At 71.8% G+C, this 15,965-nt stretch carries 14 protein-coding genes; 8 read left to right on the forward strand and 6 right to left on the reverse strand.

Going from position 1 to position 15,965, the window contains the following annotated elements; translation table 11 throughout:
* The coding region (locus ABD932_RS06560) for a carbonic anhydrase (RefSeq protein ID WP_345009534.1) at window positions 1–613 on the forward strand (613 nt) is incomplete at its 5' end.
* 91 nt (window positions 614–704) lie between these two features.
* On the opposite strand, the gene ABD932_RS06565 is transcribed toward ABD932_RS06560, so the two are convergent.
* From ABD932_RS06565 to ABD932_RS06580, 4 genes are all read right to left on the reverse strand, one after another.
* Window positions 705–2,471, reverse strand: coding sequence for an ABC transporter ATP-binding protein (locus ABD932_RS06565; RefSeq protein WP_345009536.1), 1,767 nt, complete (start codon window positions 2,469–2,471; stop codon window positions 705–707).
* Window positions 2,472–2,571: 100 nt separating this feature from the next.
* Window positions 2,572–2,700 carry a hypothetical protein gene (locus ABD932_RS06570; protein ID WP_345009538.1) on the reverse strand — a complete coding sequence of 43 codons (129 nt, stop codon included), beginning with the start codon at window positions 2,698–2,700 and terminating at the stop codon, window positions 2,572–2,574.
* Between the two features lie 365 nt (window positions 2,701–3,065).
* Window positions 3,066–4,316: an LmeA family phospholipid-binding protein gene (locus ABD932_RS06575; protein ID WP_345009540.1), complete on the reverse strand. Its 1,251-nt coding sequence runs from the start codon at window positions 4,314–4,316 to the stop codon at window positions 3,066–3,068.
* A gap of 113 nt (window positions 4,317–4,429) precedes the next feature.
* Entirely contained in the window at window positions 4,430–6,250 is a 1,821-nt protein-coding gene (locus tag ABD932_RS06580) for a bifunctional metallophosphatase/5'-nucleotidase (RefSeq protein WP_345009542.1), read from the reverse strand.
* A gap of 155 nt (window positions 6,251–6,405) precedes the next feature.
* Here ABD932_RS06580 and mshD point away from each other — a divergent pair, with 155 nt between their 5' ends.
* On the forward strand, window positions 6,406–7,332 hold the full coding sequence (mshD, locus tag ABD932_RS06585; RefSeq protein ID WP_345009543.1) for a mycothiol synthase: 927 nt from the start codon (window positions 6,406–6,408) through the stop codon (window positions 7,330–7,332).
* Between the two features lie 46 nt (window positions 7,333–7,378).
* On the opposite strand, the gene ABD932_RS06590 is transcribed toward mshD, so the two are convergent.
* Together ABD932_RS06590 and ABD932_RS06595 are read right to left on the reverse strand one after the other, a co-directional pair.
* Window positions 7,379–8,095, reverse strand: coding sequence for a hypothetical protein (locus ABD932_RS06590; RefSeq protein ID WP_345009545.1), 717 nt, complete (start codon window positions 8,093–8,095; stop codon window positions 7,379–7,381).
* Between the two features lie 57 nt (window positions 8,096–8,152).
* Window positions 8,153–8,746, reverse strand: a complete 594-nt coding sequence (locus ABD932_RS06595; protein WP_345009547.1) for a hypothetical protein — start codon at window positions 8,744–8,746, stop codon at window positions 8,153–8,155.
* A gap of 205 nt (window positions 8,747–8,951) precedes the next feature.
* Between ABD932_RS06595 and ABD932_RS06600 the strand changes: the two genes are divergently transcribed.
* The 6 genes from ABD932_RS06600 to ABD932_RS06625 all read left to right on the forward strand — a co-directional run bounded on the left by ABD932_RS06600 (window position 8,952) and on the right by ABD932_RS06625 (window position 15,956).
* On the forward strand, window positions 8,952–9,338 hold the full coding sequence (locus ABD932_RS06600) for a GntR family transcriptional regulator (protein ID WP_048585584.1): 387 nt from the start codon (window positions 8,952–8,954) through the stop codon (window positions 9,336–9,338).
* On the forward strand, window positions 9,335–10,222 hold the full coding sequence (locus ABD932_RS06605) for an ABC transporter ATP-binding protein (RefSeq protein ID WP_345009551.1): 888 nt from the start codon (window positions 9,335–9,337) through the stop codon (window positions 10,220–10,222). Before ABD932_RS06600 ends, ABD932_RS06605 begins: the two co-directional genes overlap by 4 nt.
* Window positions 10,219–11,211, forward strand: a complete 993-nt coding sequence (locus ABD932_RS06610) for an ABC transporter permease (protein WP_345009553.1) — start codon at window positions 10,219–10,221, stop codon at window positions 11,209–11,211. The genes ABD932_RS06605 and ABD932_RS06610 overlap by 4 nt, the downstream gene beginning before the upstream one ends.
* Entirely contained in the window at window positions 11,208–12,125 is a 918-nt protein-coding gene (locus tag ABD932_RS06615) for a hypothetical protein (RefSeq protein ID WP_345009555.1), read from the forward strand. Before ABD932_RS06610 ends, ABD932_RS06615 begins: the two co-directional genes overlap by 4 nt.
* A 179-nt stretch (window positions 12,126–12,304) precedes the next feature.
* On the forward strand, window positions 12,305–14,677 hold the full coding sequence (locus ABD932_RS06620) for an RNA degradosome polyphosphate kinase (RefSeq protein ID WP_425587412.1): 2,373 nt from the start codon (window positions 12,305–12,307) through the stop codon (window positions 14,675–14,677).
* Window positions 14,658–15,956, forward strand: coding sequence for a CHAD domain-containing protein (locus ABD932_RS06625; protein ID WP_345009558.1), 1,299 nt, complete (start codon window positions 14,658–14,660; stop codon window positions 15,954–15,956). Before ABD932_RS06620 ends, ABD932_RS06625 begins: the two co-directional genes overlap by 20 nt.
* The last annotated feature ends 9 nt before the right edge of the window (window positions 15,957–15,965 follow it).

The following is a 15,965-nucleotide window of genomic DNA, read 5'->3' on the forward strand; positions in this document are numbered from 1 at the left end:
GCCCGCCACCCCCACCCCCCGTCGCCGCCCCGGCACCCCCGCGGAAGCCCTGCGTGAACTCGCCGCGGGCAACCAGCGCTGGCGCACCTACCGTGAGCGGCACCCCGACGAGTCGCCCGCCGTGCGGCAGGCCCTGACCTCCAGTCAGCACCCCTTCGCCCTCGTCCTGGGCTGCATCGACTCCCGGGTGCCGCCGGAGCTGGTCTTCGACCAGGGCCTCGGCGACCTGATGACCGTACGCTCCGCCGGTGAGGTCCTGGACGAGGCCGTACTCGGCAGCGTCGCCTACGGCGTGCTCGAACTGGACATCCCGCTGGTCCTGGTGCTCGGGCACCAGTCGTGCGGCGCCGTGAAGGCGGCCGTCGCGGCGGACGAGTCGGGTGAGCGGCTGCCGGCGCACATCCAGTACATCGCCGACCAGATAAAGCCGAACATAGACCGCACCCAGGAGGGCGACGCCCGCGTCGACTCCACCATCGACGCCAACGTACGCGCCGTCCGCGCCCGCCTCGCCGCGGAACCGGACCTCGCCGCGAAGGTGGCCTCCGGCGAACTGGCCATCGTCGGCGCCCGCTACGAGCTGGACACGCAGGGCGTCCACCGGGTCGGCTGACGACCACGCGCGACAGCCCCCGGCATGCCCGGCGACCTCAGTGGAAGCCGAGCATGCCGGGGCGTCGCCGTCGACGGTCGGCCCCCGGCCCTCACCGCCTCAGAACCAGCGTCTCCTCCGTCCACGCCCAGGGCACCGGCCCCGCCAACCGCGCATACGCCCCGCCCCGCGCCACCAACTCCGCGTGCGTGCCCGCCTCCACCAGTCGGCCTTCGTCCACGACCAGCACCCGGTCGGCATCCGGTGCCAGGCTCAGATCGTGGGTGATCAGGATCGTCGTACGGCCGGACATCAGCCGTCGCAGGGGCTGTACGACCTGGCGCGCGGCCACCGAGTCGAGGCCCGCCGTCGGTTCGTCCAGGAGCAGGACGGGGGCGGAGCGCAGCATCGCGCGGGCGATCGTGATCCGCTTGAGCTGGCCGCCGGACAGGGCCGCCGTGCCGGGGGCGATGTGCGTGTCGTATCCCTCGGGGAGCGCGGCGATGAAGTCGTGCGCCGCCGCCGCACGCGCCGCCCGTTCGATGTCCTCGTCGCTCGCGCCGGGGCGGCCGCACGCGATGTTCTCGCGGATGGTGCCGTTGAGGATCAGCGTCTCCTGGGGCAGGAGGGCGACGTTCTCGCGCAGGAACTCCAGCCCCACGTTCGTGAGCGGCACGCCGTCCAGGGTGATCACGCCCGCCGACGGGTCGTAGAAGCGGGTGAGCAGCTTGGACGTCGTCGACTTGCCCGCGCCGCTCGCGCCCGTGACGATCACCAGCTCGCCGGGGCCGGCCGTGAAGGTCACGTCGGTCAGCGACTCCCTGGCGGCGCCCGGGTAGCGGAAGGACACCCCGTGGAAGCCGACCCAGCCCCGCACCGGCCACTCGGCGACCGGCTCGGCGGGGTCCGTGACGGCCGGCTCGGCGTCCAGGATCTCGCCGAGGCGTTGGGCGCCGGCCGTGGCGGCGGTGAGGGTGAGGCCGAGCTGGCCGAGGTTGCGGACCGGCGGGTAGAGGTAGCCGATGAAGGCGGCGAAGGCGAGGAGTTGGCCGAGGGTCATACGGCCCGCGGAGATCTCCCACACGCCGAGGCCGATCACCGCGAGCACGCACACCGTCTCGACGACCTCGACGAGCTGCTCGTACATCTCGCTCAGCCGCGCCCCGCGCACGGACGCCCTCATCCAGGCCCGCGCCTCGCGGTCGAGCCGCTTCTCCTCGTCGCCGCGGCGGTTGTACGCCTGGGTGAGGACGACATTGCCGAGGGACTCCTCGACTACCGACGTGATCGCGCCGTCGGCGACCCGCTCGTCCTGCGACGCGGAGCGGATACGGCCGCCGAAGCGGCGGGCGGCCAGCAGGAACAGGGGCGCGAGGACGAAGGTCACGAGGGCCAGGTCCCAGCGCAGCCACAGCGCCGCCGCCGAGTAGAAGACCGCCGAGAAGGCCGCCGCGACCGTGCCGACGACACCCGACACGACCATCTGCTCGATGGCCTCGACGTCACCGGTGAGCCGCTCGACCAGATCCCCCTGCCGGTGCTTCTGGAAGAAGTGCGGGGGCATGTCCTGGACGTGCCGGAAGACCTTCGCGCGCAGCCGCAGCACGAATCTCTCGGCGGTCCAGGTGGCCAGCGAGTTGCCGAGATACCCGACGAGCGCGCCCAGCGCGGCGACGCCCAGCCAGGCCGCGGCCGGACCCCAGAACGCGGCCAGTGAACCGGCCTTCAGCGCGGTGTCGGTGAGCTCCGCGAACAGCAGGATCGAGGCGGTCTCGGTCAGCGCGGCCACCACGACGCAGGCGACGATCGCCAGCAGCCACTTCCGGTCGCCCCGCGTCAGCGGCCAGAACCGTCGGAAGGCCGTACGCACTTCCCTCATGCTCAAGTCCCTTTCCCAGCGCCGGAGAAGACCTCCGGACATGGCCGAGGCGGGGCCCCGGAGCCCGAGTGCTCCGGTGACCCCGCCTCGTCGGTCGGCCTCAGCCCTTGTGCGCGACCGGGCGGCGCTTCGGGGCGGCGGCCTTCTTCGGGGCCGGCTTGGTGGCCTTCTTGGCCGGGGCGGCGGACTTGCAGTTCTTCTTGACGGGGGCGATCTTGTGGAAGCTCATGGCGGTATCTCGTTCCTGTGAAATGCTTGGATTTACTTGGGTGAATTCTTTGTCGGCTTCCGGTCGCCGATCGTCAGTCGCGGTGACCCACGGGTCGACGCTTCGGAGTGGCCTTCTTGGCGGCCTTCTTCTTGGGCGCCGGGGCGGTGGGCTTGCGGGTCTTCTTCACCGGGGCGACCTTATGGAAGCTCATGCGACTCTCCTTCTTTGCTTTCGCGTCGTTCGCTTTCGACATGGAAAACATTACGGGACGCCGGAGCCGGAAAAAGCCAATTCCGCTGAGACCTCGATGAATTGAGCCTGAGATCGATTTTCAGAGAATCCCGGGAACTGAACCACAATTCACACAGGATTTATTACGGGCATCAGCGGGAGCGGCCGACCGTCAGCCCCTCCCCCTCCAGCCGCACCCTGATCCCGTCCTTCTCCACCCGCACGTCCCGCAGCCGCAGCTGCCCGCTCGGCGGCTCGGGCAGCCGGAAGCCCAGGGACAGCCGGTCGGCGAGGACCGGGCGGGTGAGGCGGGGCAGGGCGTCGAGGAGGGCGGGGTCGAAGCCCAGGAGCTTGAGCAGCTCGGGGTGGTCGAGGGCCAGGTCGATGAGGTTGAGCTGCATGGCGCGGTGCGCGAAGCGCGGGGTGCCGGTCAGCTCGGTGAGCCTGGACTCGTTGCGCAGGGCCTCGCGGACGACGGAGTCGGGGACCCCGAGCCGCCGCACGATCGACGGGACCGACAGCAGCGCCTTCGCCTTGCGGGTCTCTTGGGCGAAGCGGGCGACCGACTGCCGGCTCAGGTGCAGGCCCTCCGAGGCGCGGGCGCCGGGGCGGTACGTGGCCAGCTTCCCGATGTCCAGGCGCATGCCGCCGATGTGCGTCGCGATGCCGCGGTCGCCCTCGCGCACGATGCGCGCCTCGGCACGGAGCCGGAGGTCGTGGCCGGCGACGGGCAGCGTGCCGCGCGCCCGGACCCGGTCGTGGCCCTCTCCGGTGAACGTCACCTGGGACGCGCCGAGTTCACGGTTCAGGTCGGCGAAGGAGAGCAGGACGTCGCCCTCCAGCCGGGGGACGTCGGCGCCGCGCACCGACGTCGGACCGTCGGTGTCCAGCCGTACGCCTCGCGCCGTGGCCGTCACCTGGGCGAGCGAGACCCGGTCGGCGGCCACGTCGGGGACGGTCACCTTCACCGAGTCCAGTCGCTCGTCGGCGAGTTGGGTGAGGAAGGGGAAGCCGCCGATCTCGACCTCTGGGGCCGCGGCCAGGTCGAGGCGGTCCTTGAGGGTGTCCGCCGCTCTGCGCTCGGCGTACAGCAGGGCCCAGCGGTCTCCGAGGGCGAGGAAGGAGGCGAGGACGACGAGGCCGACCACCGCCTTCAGTGCGAGGGGAAGCCCCGCGAAGCGGCCGCGTCGACGGCGGCGGCCGTTGCGGCGGTGGTTGGGCGGGGCCCAGGGATCGTCCTGGGCCTCCGCCTCGTCACGCTCGTCCGGTACGTCCTCGTGGAAGAACTCGTCCAGCGGACCGAGGTCCTGTGGACCGGCGTCCAGCGGACCGTCGTCCAGCCTGCCGAGCTCCTCGTACGGGTTCGTATAGGGATGCGCCGTTATGTGGTGGGGGGAACGCATCGGTCCATCCGACCATGCGTACGCCCCCCACCCGCAACCGCAATCGAAGGTATGCGATCTACCTCACGGTCATTGACTCTCGGTCAATCATTCAACGACCAGTGCGAGCGCGCTCACTGACTCACGACGGTGATCCGGTTCGCCGCCGGCGGCGCGATCGGGTTCGTGGCCGAGGAGTTGGCCGTCAGGTACTTCTCCAGCGCCGTCAGGTCGTCCGAGCCGACCAGGTCGTTCGTGCCCTGGCCCAGCGTCGGGAAGCCGTCGCCGCCGCCCGCGAGGAAGCTGTTGGTGGCGACACGGTAGGTGGCGGTCGGGTTGATCGCCTCACCGTTCAGCTTGATCGAGTCGGTCACGACCCGGTCGGCGCCCGTCTTCGTCAGGTCCAGCGTGTACGTCAGACCGGACGAGACCTGGAGAACCTTCGGCGACGCCGCGTTCGTGCCGCTGACCTGCTCCTTGAGCACCTGGATCAGCTGCGCCCCGGTGAAGTCCTGCAGGTTCACGGTGTTGGAGAACGGCTGCACGGTGAAGCCCTCGGCGTACGTCACCACACCGTCGCCCTCGCTGCCCTTGGCCGCGTAGGTCAGCGGTGCCCGGACGCCGCCCGGGTTCATCAGCGCCAGGTCCGTCTCCGGGTCCAGCTCCTTGCCGTGCGCCAGCTGGGCGTCGGCTATCAGGTCGCCGATCGGGGACTCCGTGCCGGTGTTGGGGATGTCGGCGGAGATGTAGCCGATCGCGCGGTTGCCGATGGGCGCCGCGAGGGTGTTCCACCTGCTGATCAGCTCGGTCATGTCGGGCGCCTTGGCGACGGTCCGGGTGACCACGTGGTTCGCCGACTTCACGGACGTACGGGCGATGTCGCCGGTGAAGCGGTCGTACGTCAGCGTCGTGTCGGTGTAGATGCGGCCGAAGGACGCGGCCGACGTCACCATGCGCGGCTTGCCCGCCGGGTCGGGGATCGTGCAGACGTAGGCGGCGTGGGTGTGGCCGGTGACCAGCGCGTCCACCTGCGGCGTGATGTTCTTCGCGATGTCGACGATCGGGCCGGAGATGCCGTCACCGGCGCCCGGGGAGTCGCAGTTGTAGTTGTACGACCCCGAAGCCGGCAGCCCGCCCTCGTGGATGAGGGCGACGATCGACTTCACGCCCTGGCGCTGGAGCACCTTGGCGTACTTGTTGATCGTCTCGACCTCGTCCTTGAACTTCAGGCCCTTCACGCCGTCCGCGGAGACGACACCGGGGGTGTCCTCCAGGGTCACGCCGATGAAGCCGACCTTGACGTCCTTCTTCTTCCACACCCAGTAGGGCTTGAGGATCGGCTTGCCGGTCTTCTCGTCCAGGACGTTCGCGGCGAGGTACGGGAAGTCGGCGCCCTCGAACTCCTCGTCCGTGTAGCAGCCGGCCGTCGGGTGGCAGCCGCCGTTCTGCAGACGGGCCAGTTCCTTGGCGCCCTCGTCGAACTCGTGGTTGCCGACGGAGGTGACGTCCAGGTCGAGCTTGTTCAGCGCCTCGATGGTGGGCTCGTCGTGGAAGAGGCCCGAGATCAGAGGGGAGGCGCCGACCATGTCGCCGCCGGCCGCGGTGATGGAGTACTTGTTGCCCTCGCGGGCCTGGCGCAGGTGCGTGGCGAGGTACTCCACGCCGCCCGCGTCGATGGTCTTCGTCGTGCCGTCGTGCTGCAGCTCGGTGACCCGGCCGGAGGAACCGGCCGGCGGCTCCAGGTTGCCGTGCAGGTCGTTGAAGGACAGCAGCTGGACGTCCTGGTAGCGGCTGAACTGGTAGCCGCCGCCGTGCTTCTGGGAGCTCTCCTCCGCCGTCGCCGTCGCGGGGAGCGCTGCCGCCAGCGCGCCCGCGGTGGCGAGACCGGCGGCACCGGCGAGGAGAAGGTGAGTACGGCGTCTGCGGCGCTGGTGCGCCCGTGACTCGGCTGGCATACGCCCCCCTGTGGGTCGAAAGTGACATGGCCCCGTCGGGCGCAGCCTAGAGTCAACGCGCGTAGCGCGACAGAGGGTTCATGGTTACTTTCTGGTTTCCCTTTGCCCGCCCCTTTGCCGCCACATTGTCGGGCGCTCCCTTTACCCTCGTACGCATGACCAGCGACGACACCGCACGCCCCCTCCCCACCCGCGCCATCGAGACCCACTTCGCGCTCTCCCCGGAGCAGACCGAGGCCGTACTGGAGCTGCTGGCGGAGGCCGCCCGGAACGACGGGCAGCAGGCGGTGTCCGAGCAGGGCCGGCTGCAGCTGCGCGGCGGGGAGCGCGAGGGCGTGTCGCATCTGCTGCTGACCGTGGCCGGCGAACTCGTCGGCTACGCCCAGCTGGAGGACACCGACCCGGTCGAGGCCCCGGCCGCCGAACTGGTCGTCCACCCCGCGCACCGCGGCCACGGCCACGGCCGCGCGCTCGGCTCGGCCCTCCTCGCCGCGTCCGGCAAGCGGCTGCGGGTGTGGGCCCACGGCGGCCACGCCGCCGCCCGCCATCTCTCCCAGGTGCTCGGCCTCACCCTCTTCCGCGAGCTGCGCCAGATGCGCCGCTCACTGGCGGACCTGAACCTGCCGGACCCGGTACTCCCCGAGGGCGTCACGGTCCGCGCCTTCGTGCCCGGCCAGGACGACACGGCCTGGCTCGCCGTGAACGCCGCCGCCTTCGCCCACCACCCCGAGCAGGGCTCCCTCACCCAGCGCGACCTCGACGACCGCAAGGCCCAGCCGTGGTTCGACCCGGCGGGGTTCTTCCTGGCGGAACGCGGCGGCGAGCTCATCGGCTTCCACTGGACGAAGGTCCACGCGGAGGAGGGGCTCGGCGAGGTGTACGTCCTCGGCGTACGGCCGGGCGCCCAGGGCGGCGGCCTGGGCAAGGCCCTGACGACGATCGGGCTGCGGCACCTGGCGGCCCAGGGTCTGCCGACGGCGATGCTCTATGTCGACGCCGACAACAAGGCGGCGGTGTCGGTGTACGAGCGGTTGGGGTTCGTGACGTACGAGACGGATCTGATGTACCGCACGGAGACCTGATGTACCGCACGGAGACCTGATGTACGGCACTGAGACGTGAGAGCCGTCATTGCACGGCCGGCCGGGCGCGTACCACCAGTACGTCCAACCCCAGCTCGTCGTCCCCGATGTCCAGCCCCGCCCACAGGGCCTGCGCGGCCAGCAGGTTGAAGACCCGGTGCGGGGCGCACACCACATCGCTCTCACGTCCGCCGCCGGCCAGCCGCTCGGCCACCACCCGGGCGGCCGCCTCGGCGTCGGCGGCGTGCTGGCCGAGGACGGTGGCCACCGGCTTTCCGGCCCCCGACACGAAGGCCTCCACGAGCAGCAGCCGCGCTGCGTCCGGCATGCCGTCACTCCACCGCCGCACCTGAGTCGTGACCGACAGCCCGGTCACCACCCGGCCGAGCTCGGCCAGCATCCACGCGCCCTGCACGAGCCCCGTCCCCAGCGCCCCGGCCCCCGCGCTCGCGGACCAGGGCCGGTTCCCCTCCCCGGCGCGCCCCTTGCCCAGCAGCGCCCAGTCGTCCGGCACGGGCACGGACATCGGCGCCTCCAGAGCGAGCACCGCCCGCCCTCCACTCACCAGCACCTCGGCGACCGTCTCGACCGCCGTCGCCGGGTCGCTCCCGTACCCGGCGAGCGCCTCCGGCAGCGGGCCGTCCTCCGGCACGTCGACGGCCGCCCAGGCGAAGGAGCCGGTCCGTACGGAGCCGATGTCGACGGCGACCACCCGTAGGTCTCGCGGAGCCCGCTCGGCCATCTGCTCCCCCTCGGGGTCCATGATCGGTTCCTGAGTAAGCCGTGCCCCGCTCGGGGCCTTCGCGACTGGCCCCGTCTGTCAGAAGCCCATCGGGGCCGGGTGCGGCTCGGCCTCCGGGTCGGTGGACCAGACGAGGCGCAATTCGAGGTCGTCCTCGCCGATGAGGTCGCACAGCAGATCTGCCGCCCAGCCGTTCCAGTACACCGCCCAGAAGCTTTCGGGGACGCGGAAGGCAGGCACGTGCAGAGGCAGGGCGTCGGGGCGGAAGACGGCTCGTTCGACCTCGCGACGGGGCATGCGCGGTTCGGACGACCGCTCGTGGTCGAGGCAGTCCACCACGTGCTCGGCCACGAACAGCTCGTAGGCCCCCTCGGGCTTGCTCGGGAGGTCGACAGGCACGAACGTGCCGCCGTCGGCGAAGCGCTCCCTCACGCGGTCGGCGATACGCCGGCTGAAGACGGGGGCCGCTGCGGAGATGGACGGATAGTCCATCTCCTGCCACTCCGGTGGGCCCTGCCAGTCCGCGGCGGCGCGCCGGGGGAAGTCCGCCGGGTCGCCCTTGAACTGCCAGCGCATCAGCTGCTCGCTGAGGACGAGGACGAGGCGAAGGTCGTCCCGGAAGGGCGGCATGATCCGGTAGACGGCGAGTGGCGTGGTGGGCACTTCGGTCACGGGGCCGTCCATATGGCTGAGGGTCCTGGCGCTCCGGTGGCCTTCCGACTGGACTGCGCCGCCGATGCGGCGAAGTTCCAAGCGTAGTTCGTCGGCGATGCTCTGGGCCCAGTGGCCCTGCTGGCCGCCGGAGGCCCCACTTGACTTTTGATCCCTCCTTCCACCACCCTTTCACTACTCAATTAGTGAAAGGGTGGTGGAACGGATGGTCGAGTACCGCATCGACCGACGCTCCGGCGTCGCCACCTACGTGCAGATCGTCCAGCAGACCAAACAGGCCCTGCGCCTGGGCCTGTTGGAGCCCGGCGACAAGCTGCCGACGGCCCGTGAGGTCGTCGAGGCGACCGCCATCAATCCGAACACCGTCCTCAAGGCCTACCGCGAACTCGAACGCGAGGGTCTGGTCGAGGCACGACGGGGGCTCGGCACGTTCGTGCGACGCGGACTGAACACCGCGCCGGCCGACTCGCCGCTGCGCATCGAACTGGACGCCTGGGCCGCACGGGCCCGCGAGGCCGGGCTGGACCGCGACGACGTGGACGCTCTCTTCACCTCCGTACTGGACACGCACTTCAAAGGGGACGATTCATGACCGAGACCGCCATCGAGGCGGCCGCGCTGACCAGGAGGTTCGGGCGACGCCGCACAGCCGCGCTGGACGGCTGCGCTTTCCGGCTCCCCGCGGGCAGCGTGTGCGCCGTCGTCGGGCCGAACGGCGCGGGCAAGTCGACCCTGCTTTCCCTCGCCGCCGGACTGGCGCGGCCCACCGAGGGCACGATCACCGTCCTCGGCCAGGCCCCGGCGGCCGTCCGCGAGCGGCTCGCGTACGTCGCCCAGGACAAGCCCCTGCACCCCCAGCTCACCGTCGCCGACACCCTGCGGCTGGGCCGCGAGCTGAACCCGCGCCGCTGGGACGACCGGGTCGCCGCGCGGATCGTCGCCGAGGGCGACCTCGCCCCGGACGCGAAGATCCGCACACTCTCCGGCGGCCAGCGCACCCGCGTCGCCCTCGCGCTCGCCCTCGGCAAGCGCCCCGAACTGCTGCTCCTGGACGAGCCGATGGCCGACCTCGACCCGCTCGCCCGGCACCAGCTGATGGCCACGCTCATGGCCGACGCCGCCGAACACGGCACCACGGTTGTCATGTCCTCGCATGTCGTGGTCGAGCTGGACGGCGCCTGCGACCACCTCCTGCTGCTCGGCGCCGGCCGGGTCCGCCTCGCCGGCCCGCTGGACGACGTCCTCGCCGCGCACCGGATCGTCACCGGCCGGGCCGACGCACCCCTGGACCCGCACACCGTCGTCGAGTCCCGTACGACAGGACGTCAGATCACCGCTCTGATACGACCCGAGGGCGCCCTCGGTGACGGCTGGCAGAGCACCGCCCCGACCCTGGAGGAGCTGGTCCTGGCGCACCTGCGCAGCCCCGAGGCCCCGGCCCTCCACCTCGACGACGCGCGGGAGGCCGCCGTATGACGGCCATGACGACCATCGAGGCGCCCACCGCCGTCGCACCCTCCCGGGGCCCGCGCGGCCTGCTCTGGGCGATGCTGCGGCTGCACCGCTGGGCGCTGTGGTTCTGGGCGCTGCTGGTGGCCGTCGGCGCGGGAGCACTGCTGTGGGCGTACGGTCCGGGCCTGGACGCCGCCTGGTCCGAGTACCGCACCCTGCACTGCGATCCCGGCCTGGGCTGCGACTCCCAGGGCCCCGCCTACACCATGTACGACACGGCCGTCGGCATCGGCACCGGAATCCTCGGCCTCGCGCCGTTCCTCACCGCCGCGTGGGCGGGCGCCGCGCTCATCGGGCGCGAACTGGAGAACGGCACGGCCCAGTTGGCGTGGACGCAGTCCGTCTCCCCGGCCCGCTGGCTCGCCGCCAAGCTCGCCGTCCCGGCCGCCCTGGTCTGCTCCGGCATGCTCGTGCTCACGCTGCTGCACCGCACGCTGTGGTCGGCGGACGGTCAGCTGCGGGCGGCGATGGGCTCACGGAGCTGGTACGGGGGCACCACCTTCGAAGCCAACGGCACCGTCGCCACCTCCTACACGCTCCTCGGCCTCGCCGTCGGCGTCCTGGCGGGCCTGCTCCAGCGCCGCGCCCTGCCCGCGCTCGGCACGGCGGTCGTCGGCCTGGCCCTCATCACGACCGTGCTCGGCACCCTGCGCCCGTACCTGTGGCCGCTGGAAACGCTCACCCACAAGCACGAGTACCCGCCGTACATCGGCATGGTCGTCGACGAGGGCGCCCTCACCTCCACGGGCGCCCGCCTTCCGGACCCCACCTGCGTCGACGACACCAAGTGCCTCGCCGAGCACGACATCGTCGGCTTCTACCGCGACTACCACCCGTCCTCCCACTTCTGGCCCCTGCAACTGGTGGAGACCGGCATCGTCCTCGCCCTCGCGGCGCTGGCGGTCGTGATCGCCTTCCGGCTGCTGAAGCGCCGTACCGGAGTCGCCGTATGACCACCGCCCTCACCGCCGCGACCACCCCGGCCGGCCGCACCACGCGCGGGCCGAGCGGACTGGTCTGGGCCGTGCTGCGGGTGCACCGCACGGCGCTGGTCTTCTGGGGACTGGTCCTGGCCGCCATGACGGCCTGCCTCATCTGGATGTACGCCATCGGCGACGAGGCGCGCAGAGGTATGGGCGGGTGCGTCGAACCGGTCGCCGCCGGCGGCCTTCCCTCCTGCTCGTCCATCGATGTAGCCGCCACCGACACGTACAGCTTCTTCATCGGGCTGCTCGCCACAAGCCTGTCGTTCGTGATCTTCCCCGTGGCCGCCTGGGCGGGCGGCGCGCTCGTCGGGCACGAGCTGGAGAGCGGCACCGCGCGGCTGGCCTGGACCCAGTCGGTCACCCCGGCCCGCTGGCTGGCCGCCAAGCTCGCCGTGCCGGCCGTCCTGCTCGCCGCCGGCACCTGCGGGGTCGCCCTGCTGAACCTGTGGGCCCGCCAGGATGGCGGCCCCGGCCCGGGCGGGAACTGGTACTACTCGGACGTCTTCATCGTCACCGGGCCGACCGTCGTCGCCTACCCCCTGGCGGGACTCGCCCTCGGCGCACTCACCGGCCTGCTGCTCCGCCGGGCCCTGCCCGCCGCCGGCGTCGGCTTCGCGGCCGCGCTCGTCCTCTACAAGGTGCTGGAGCGCTACCGCGCGGACCTCTGGCCCACGGTGACCCGTGCCGAAGCGGGCGGCTTCGAGCTGCCGCGCTCGGCCTGGCAGCTGAGCTGGGACGGCCCCACCCGGGCGACCCGGGCGATCTACCACCCCCAGTCCCACTTCTGGCCGCTCCAGTACGTAGAGACCGGCATCCTCCTCACCGTGGCCGCGGCCGCGACCCTCGCCGCCTTCGCACTACTGCGCCGCCGCACCCCATAAGAGCCTGTGAACAGGCTCCAAGGACCAGCCGCACGTCCCTCCACGGGGGGAGGGACGTGCGGCTCAGGCGTCGTCCGGACAGACGTTCCGTCATGTAGACGCCCGCGAGCCGCCCTGCGCTATCCCGCACGCCATGTCTCCGTAACCATTGGTTCAGACGGACTTGCGACGCTCAGCCAATGACCGCCGCCGTGCCAGCGCCTTCGCCGCCGCCGGAGGGGAACGCGAGGAACGGGGACGCCCGACATCTCCCCGCGACGCTCCCGCCCGCGCTTTCCGACGCGCCCATCGGCGTCGATGCGCGGAACAATGGGCATATGAGCCAGTCCACAAACTCCCAGGCCAACGTCCAGCACGCGCAGCCCTCCGTGGGCTCCATCGCGGCGCACCGCCCGCACACGGTCTCCGCGGTCGTCTCCGACCTGGAACCCGACCTCGACGCCGACCTCGACGCCTACGAGGAGTCACTCGTCGACGGAGTTCAGCTGCCCCAGGGCCGCTTCCTGGACCGGGAGCGCAGCTGGCTCGCGTTCAACGAGCGCGTCCTCGAACTCGCCGAGGACCCGAACACCCCGCTCCTGGAGCGGGCGAACTTCCTGGCGATCTTCGCCAGCAACCTGGACGAGTTCTTCATGGTCCGGGTGGCCGGACTGAAGCGCCGTATCGCGACCGGTGTCGCCACCCGTTCCGCGTCCGGCCTGCAGCCCCGCGAGGTCCTGGAGATGATCTGGGCCCGCTCCCGCGAGCTGATGGCCCGGCACGCCGCCTGCTACCACGAGGACGTCGCCCCCTCCCTCGCGGAGGAGGGCATCCACCTGGTCCGCTGGAACGAGCTGCAGGAGAAGGAGCAGGCCCGCCTCTTCACCCTCTTCCGGCACCAGATCTTCCCGGTCCTGACCCCGCTGGCGGTCGACCCCGCGCACCCGTTCCCGTACATCTCCGGCCTGTCCCTGAACCTGGCCGTACGGGTCCGCAACCCCGTCACCGGCACGCCGCACTTCGCCCGCGTGAAGGTGCCCCCGCTGCTCTCCCGCTTCCTGGAGGCCTCCCCCGGCCGGTACGTCCCGCTGGAGGACGTCATCGGCGCGCACCTGGAGGAGCTGTTCCCGGGCATGGAGGTGATGGAGCACCACGCCTTCCGGGTCACCCGCAACGAGGACCTGGAGGTCGAGGAGGACGACGCCGAGAACCTGCTCCAGGCCCTGGAGAAGGAGCTCATGCGGCGCCGCTTCGGGCCGCCGGTGCGCCTGGAGGTCGAGGAGAACATCAACCAGGAGGTCCTGGACCTGCTGGTGCGCGAGCTGAAGATCAGCGAGGCCGAGGTCTACCCGCTGACCGGCCCGCTGGACCTCACCGGCCTCTTCCGCATCGCCTCCATCGACCGGCCCGAGCTGAAGTACCCGAAGTTCGTCGCGGGCACCCATCGCGATCTCGCCGAGGTCGAGTCGGCGTCCGCGCCGGACATCTTCGCGGCCCTGCGCAACCGGGACGTCCTCCTCCACCACCCGTACGACTCCTTCTCCACCTCCGTGCAGGCCTTCCTGGAGCAGGCGGCCGACGACCCGGACGTCCTCGCGATCAAGCAGACCCTGTACCGCACGTCCGGCGACTCCCCCATAGTCAACGCGCTCATCGACGCCGCCGAGGCCGGCAAGCAGGTCCTCGTGCTGGTCGAGATCAAGGCCCGCTTCGACGAGCACGCCAACATCAAGTGGGCGCGCAAGCTGGAGGAGGCCGGCTGCCATGTGGTCTACGGCCTCGTCGGCCTGAAGACCCACTGCAAGCTGTCGCTGGTGGTCCGCCAGGAGGGCGAGACGCTACGGCGCTACAGCCACGTCGGCACCGGCAACTACCACCCGAAGACGGCCCGGCTCTACGAGGACCTGGGCCTGCTGACGGCCGACCCCCAGGTCGGCGCCGACCTGTCCGACCTGTTCAACCGTCTCTCCGGCTACTCGCGCCGGGAGACGTACCGGCGGCTGCTGGTCGCCCCCAAGTCCCTGCGCGACGGCCTGGTCTCGCGGATCAACAAGGAGGTCCAGCACCACCGTGCCGGGCGTCCCGCCCACGTCCGCATCAAGGTCAACTCGATCGTCGACGAGGCGCTCATCGACGCCTGCTACCGCGCGTCCCAGGCGGGCGTGCCGGTCGACATCTGGGTCCGCGGCATCTGCGCGGTCCGCCCGGGTGTGGCAGGGCTGTCGGAGAACATCCGCGTCCGCTCCGTCCTCGGCCGCTTCCTCGAACACTCCCGGGTCTTCGGCTTCGGCAACGGCGGCGAGCCCGAGGTGTGGATCGGCAGCGCCGACATGATGCACCGCAACCTCGACCGACGTATCGAAGCCCTGGTCAGGGTCACCGACCCGGCCCACCGCGCCGCGCTCAACCGGCTCCTGGAGACCGGTATGTCCGACTCCACCGCGTCCTGGCACCTCGGCCCGGAGGGCGAGTGGACGCGACACGCGACGGACGCGGACGGCCAGCCACTGCGCAACGTCCAGGAGATGCTCATAGACGCCCGGAGGCGCCGGCGTGGCACAGCAACACCTTGATCCGACGGACCCCACGGCCGGGGCAGTGGCCGGGGACGCCCTCGCGGGCTACCTGCGCGCCCAGGCCACGGAGTTCCTCCGAGCCCTGCGCCTGCACCGGGAGACCGGGGGCGGCACGGCCAACGGTTCGAGCGGCTCGGAGGAGTCCGTCGACGCGGCCCGGGCCCTGCGCCGCTCGGCCCGCCGCATCAGCGCCAGCCTGCACACGTTCCGCCCGCTGCTGGACACCGACTGGTCGGAGTCCATCCGCCCGGAACTGGCCTGGCTCTCGGGAACCCTGGCCATGGAACACGCCTACGCGGCCCGCCTGGAACGCCTGCTGCTGGCCCTGCACCGCTTGTCGGGAGCAACGGTCCTGCCGACCCAGGCGGGCACGACCGACGTGGGCGGGGCGGGTGCGGGGGGATCGGCCGGGGCGGTGGCGGGCAGCCGTACCAAGGCAGCCGCGGCCGGCCGCACCGACGTGACGGCGGCCGACCGCGCCGACGCTGCGGCGGGCCGTGCCGAGGTAGCGTCGGGCAGCCGTACGGACGCCGCCGCGGGCAACCGCGCCGAGTCGGCCGCGGGCAGTCGTGCCGCCGGGGCGGCGCCCGCCCCACAGAAAGCGGCACCGTCCCACGCGGGCCCCCTTTCCCCGGCGCCCACCCCCGAGCGCGGCAACCTCACAGTGGGCGCCGCCAAAGCAGGCGCCCTCCTCGACCGCCAGCTCACCCTCGCCCGGACCCGAGCGCACAGCACCGCCCTCCAGGCCCTCGGCTCCTCCCGCTTTCACGCCGTGGCCGACAACATCGCCGTACTGGCCAGCGAGGTCCCCCTGACCCCCGCCGCGACCACCGCCGACCTGCGCCCCCTCGCGGCCGCCGCCGAGGAGCGGCTCACCGACGCGGTCGCCGCGCTCCCCCTGGTGACCGCCGGCCACCCCTACAACGCCGAGGCCCTGATCCACGGCCTCTCCCCGGACCCGGCCCCGCATCCGCAGGACGCCCCCTGGCACCAGGTCCGCCTGCTGCTGCGCCTGCACCGCTACGCCCGCGAGGTCCTCCACGGCGACAACCCCCCGGTGGACGTACGGCTGCTGGCGGCGGGGCAGGCCCTGAACCGGCACCGCGACGCCTCCGAGGCGGCGGCCGCCGCGGCCCAGGCGGCCCGCACCCCGCGGATCGCCCCGGCGACGGCGTACGCCCTCGGTGTGCTGCACGCCGACCAGCGGCACGAGGTGGAGGCGGCCCGTTTCGCGTTCCAGCAGTCCTGGCAGATGCAGACGGTAGGCACCCCCTAGGGACCTCCT

The sequence above is a fragment of the Streptomyces shaanxiensis genome, assembly GCF_039537145.1.
Taxonomy (GTDB): Bacteria; Actinomycetota; Actinomycetes; order Streptomycetales; family Streptomycetaceae; genus Streptomyces; species Streptomyces shaanxiensis.

Excerpts from the sequence above, each read along its gene's own strand:
- ABD932_RS06565 (WP_345009536.1), bottom strand. The coding sequence starts at position 2,471 with ATGAGGGAAGTGCGTACGGCCTTCCGACGGTTCTGGCCGCTGACGCGG.
- ABD932_RS06570 (WP_345009538.1), bottom strand. The coding sequence starts at position 2,700 with ATGAGCTTCCACAAGATCGCCCCCGTCAAGAAGAACTGCAAGTCCGCC.
- ABD932_RS06575 (WP_345009540.1), bottom strand. The coding sequence starts at position 4,316 with ATGCGTTCCCCCCACCACATAACGGCGCATCCCTATACGAACCCGTAC.
- ABD932_RS06580 (WP_345009542.1), bottom strand. The coding sequence starts at position 6,250 with ATGCCAGCCGAGTCACGGGCGCACCAGCGCCGCAGACGCCGTACTCAC.
- mshD (WP_345009543.1), top strand. The coding sequence starts at position 6,406 with ATGACCAGCGACGACACCGCACGCCCCCTCCCCACCCGCGCCATCGAG.
- ABD932_RS06590 (WP_345009545.1), bottom strand. The coding sequence starts at position 8,095 with ATGGACCCCGAGGGGGAGCAGATGGCCGAGCGGGCTCCGCGAGACCTA.
- ABD932_RS06600 (WP_048585584.1), top strand. The coding sequence starts at position 8,952 with ATGGTCGAGTACCGCATCGACCGACGCTCCGGCGTCGCCACCTACGTG.
- ABD932_RS06605 (WP_345009551.1), top strand. The coding sequence starts at position 9,335 with ATGACCGAGACCGCCATCGAGGCGGCCGCGCTGACCAGGAGGTTCGGG.
- ABD932_RS06610 (WP_345009553.1), top strand. The coding sequence starts at position 10,219 with ATGACGGCCATGACGACCATCGAGGCGCCCACCGCCGTCGCACCCTCC.
- ABD932_RS06615 (WP_345009555.1), top strand. The coding sequence starts at position 11,208 with ATGACCACCGCCCTCACCGCCGCGACCACCCCGGCCGGCCGCACCACG.
- ABD932_RS06620 (WP_425587412.1), top strand. The coding sequence starts at position 12,305 with ATGACCGCCGCCGTGCCAGCGCCTTCGCCGCCGCCGGAGGGGAACGCG.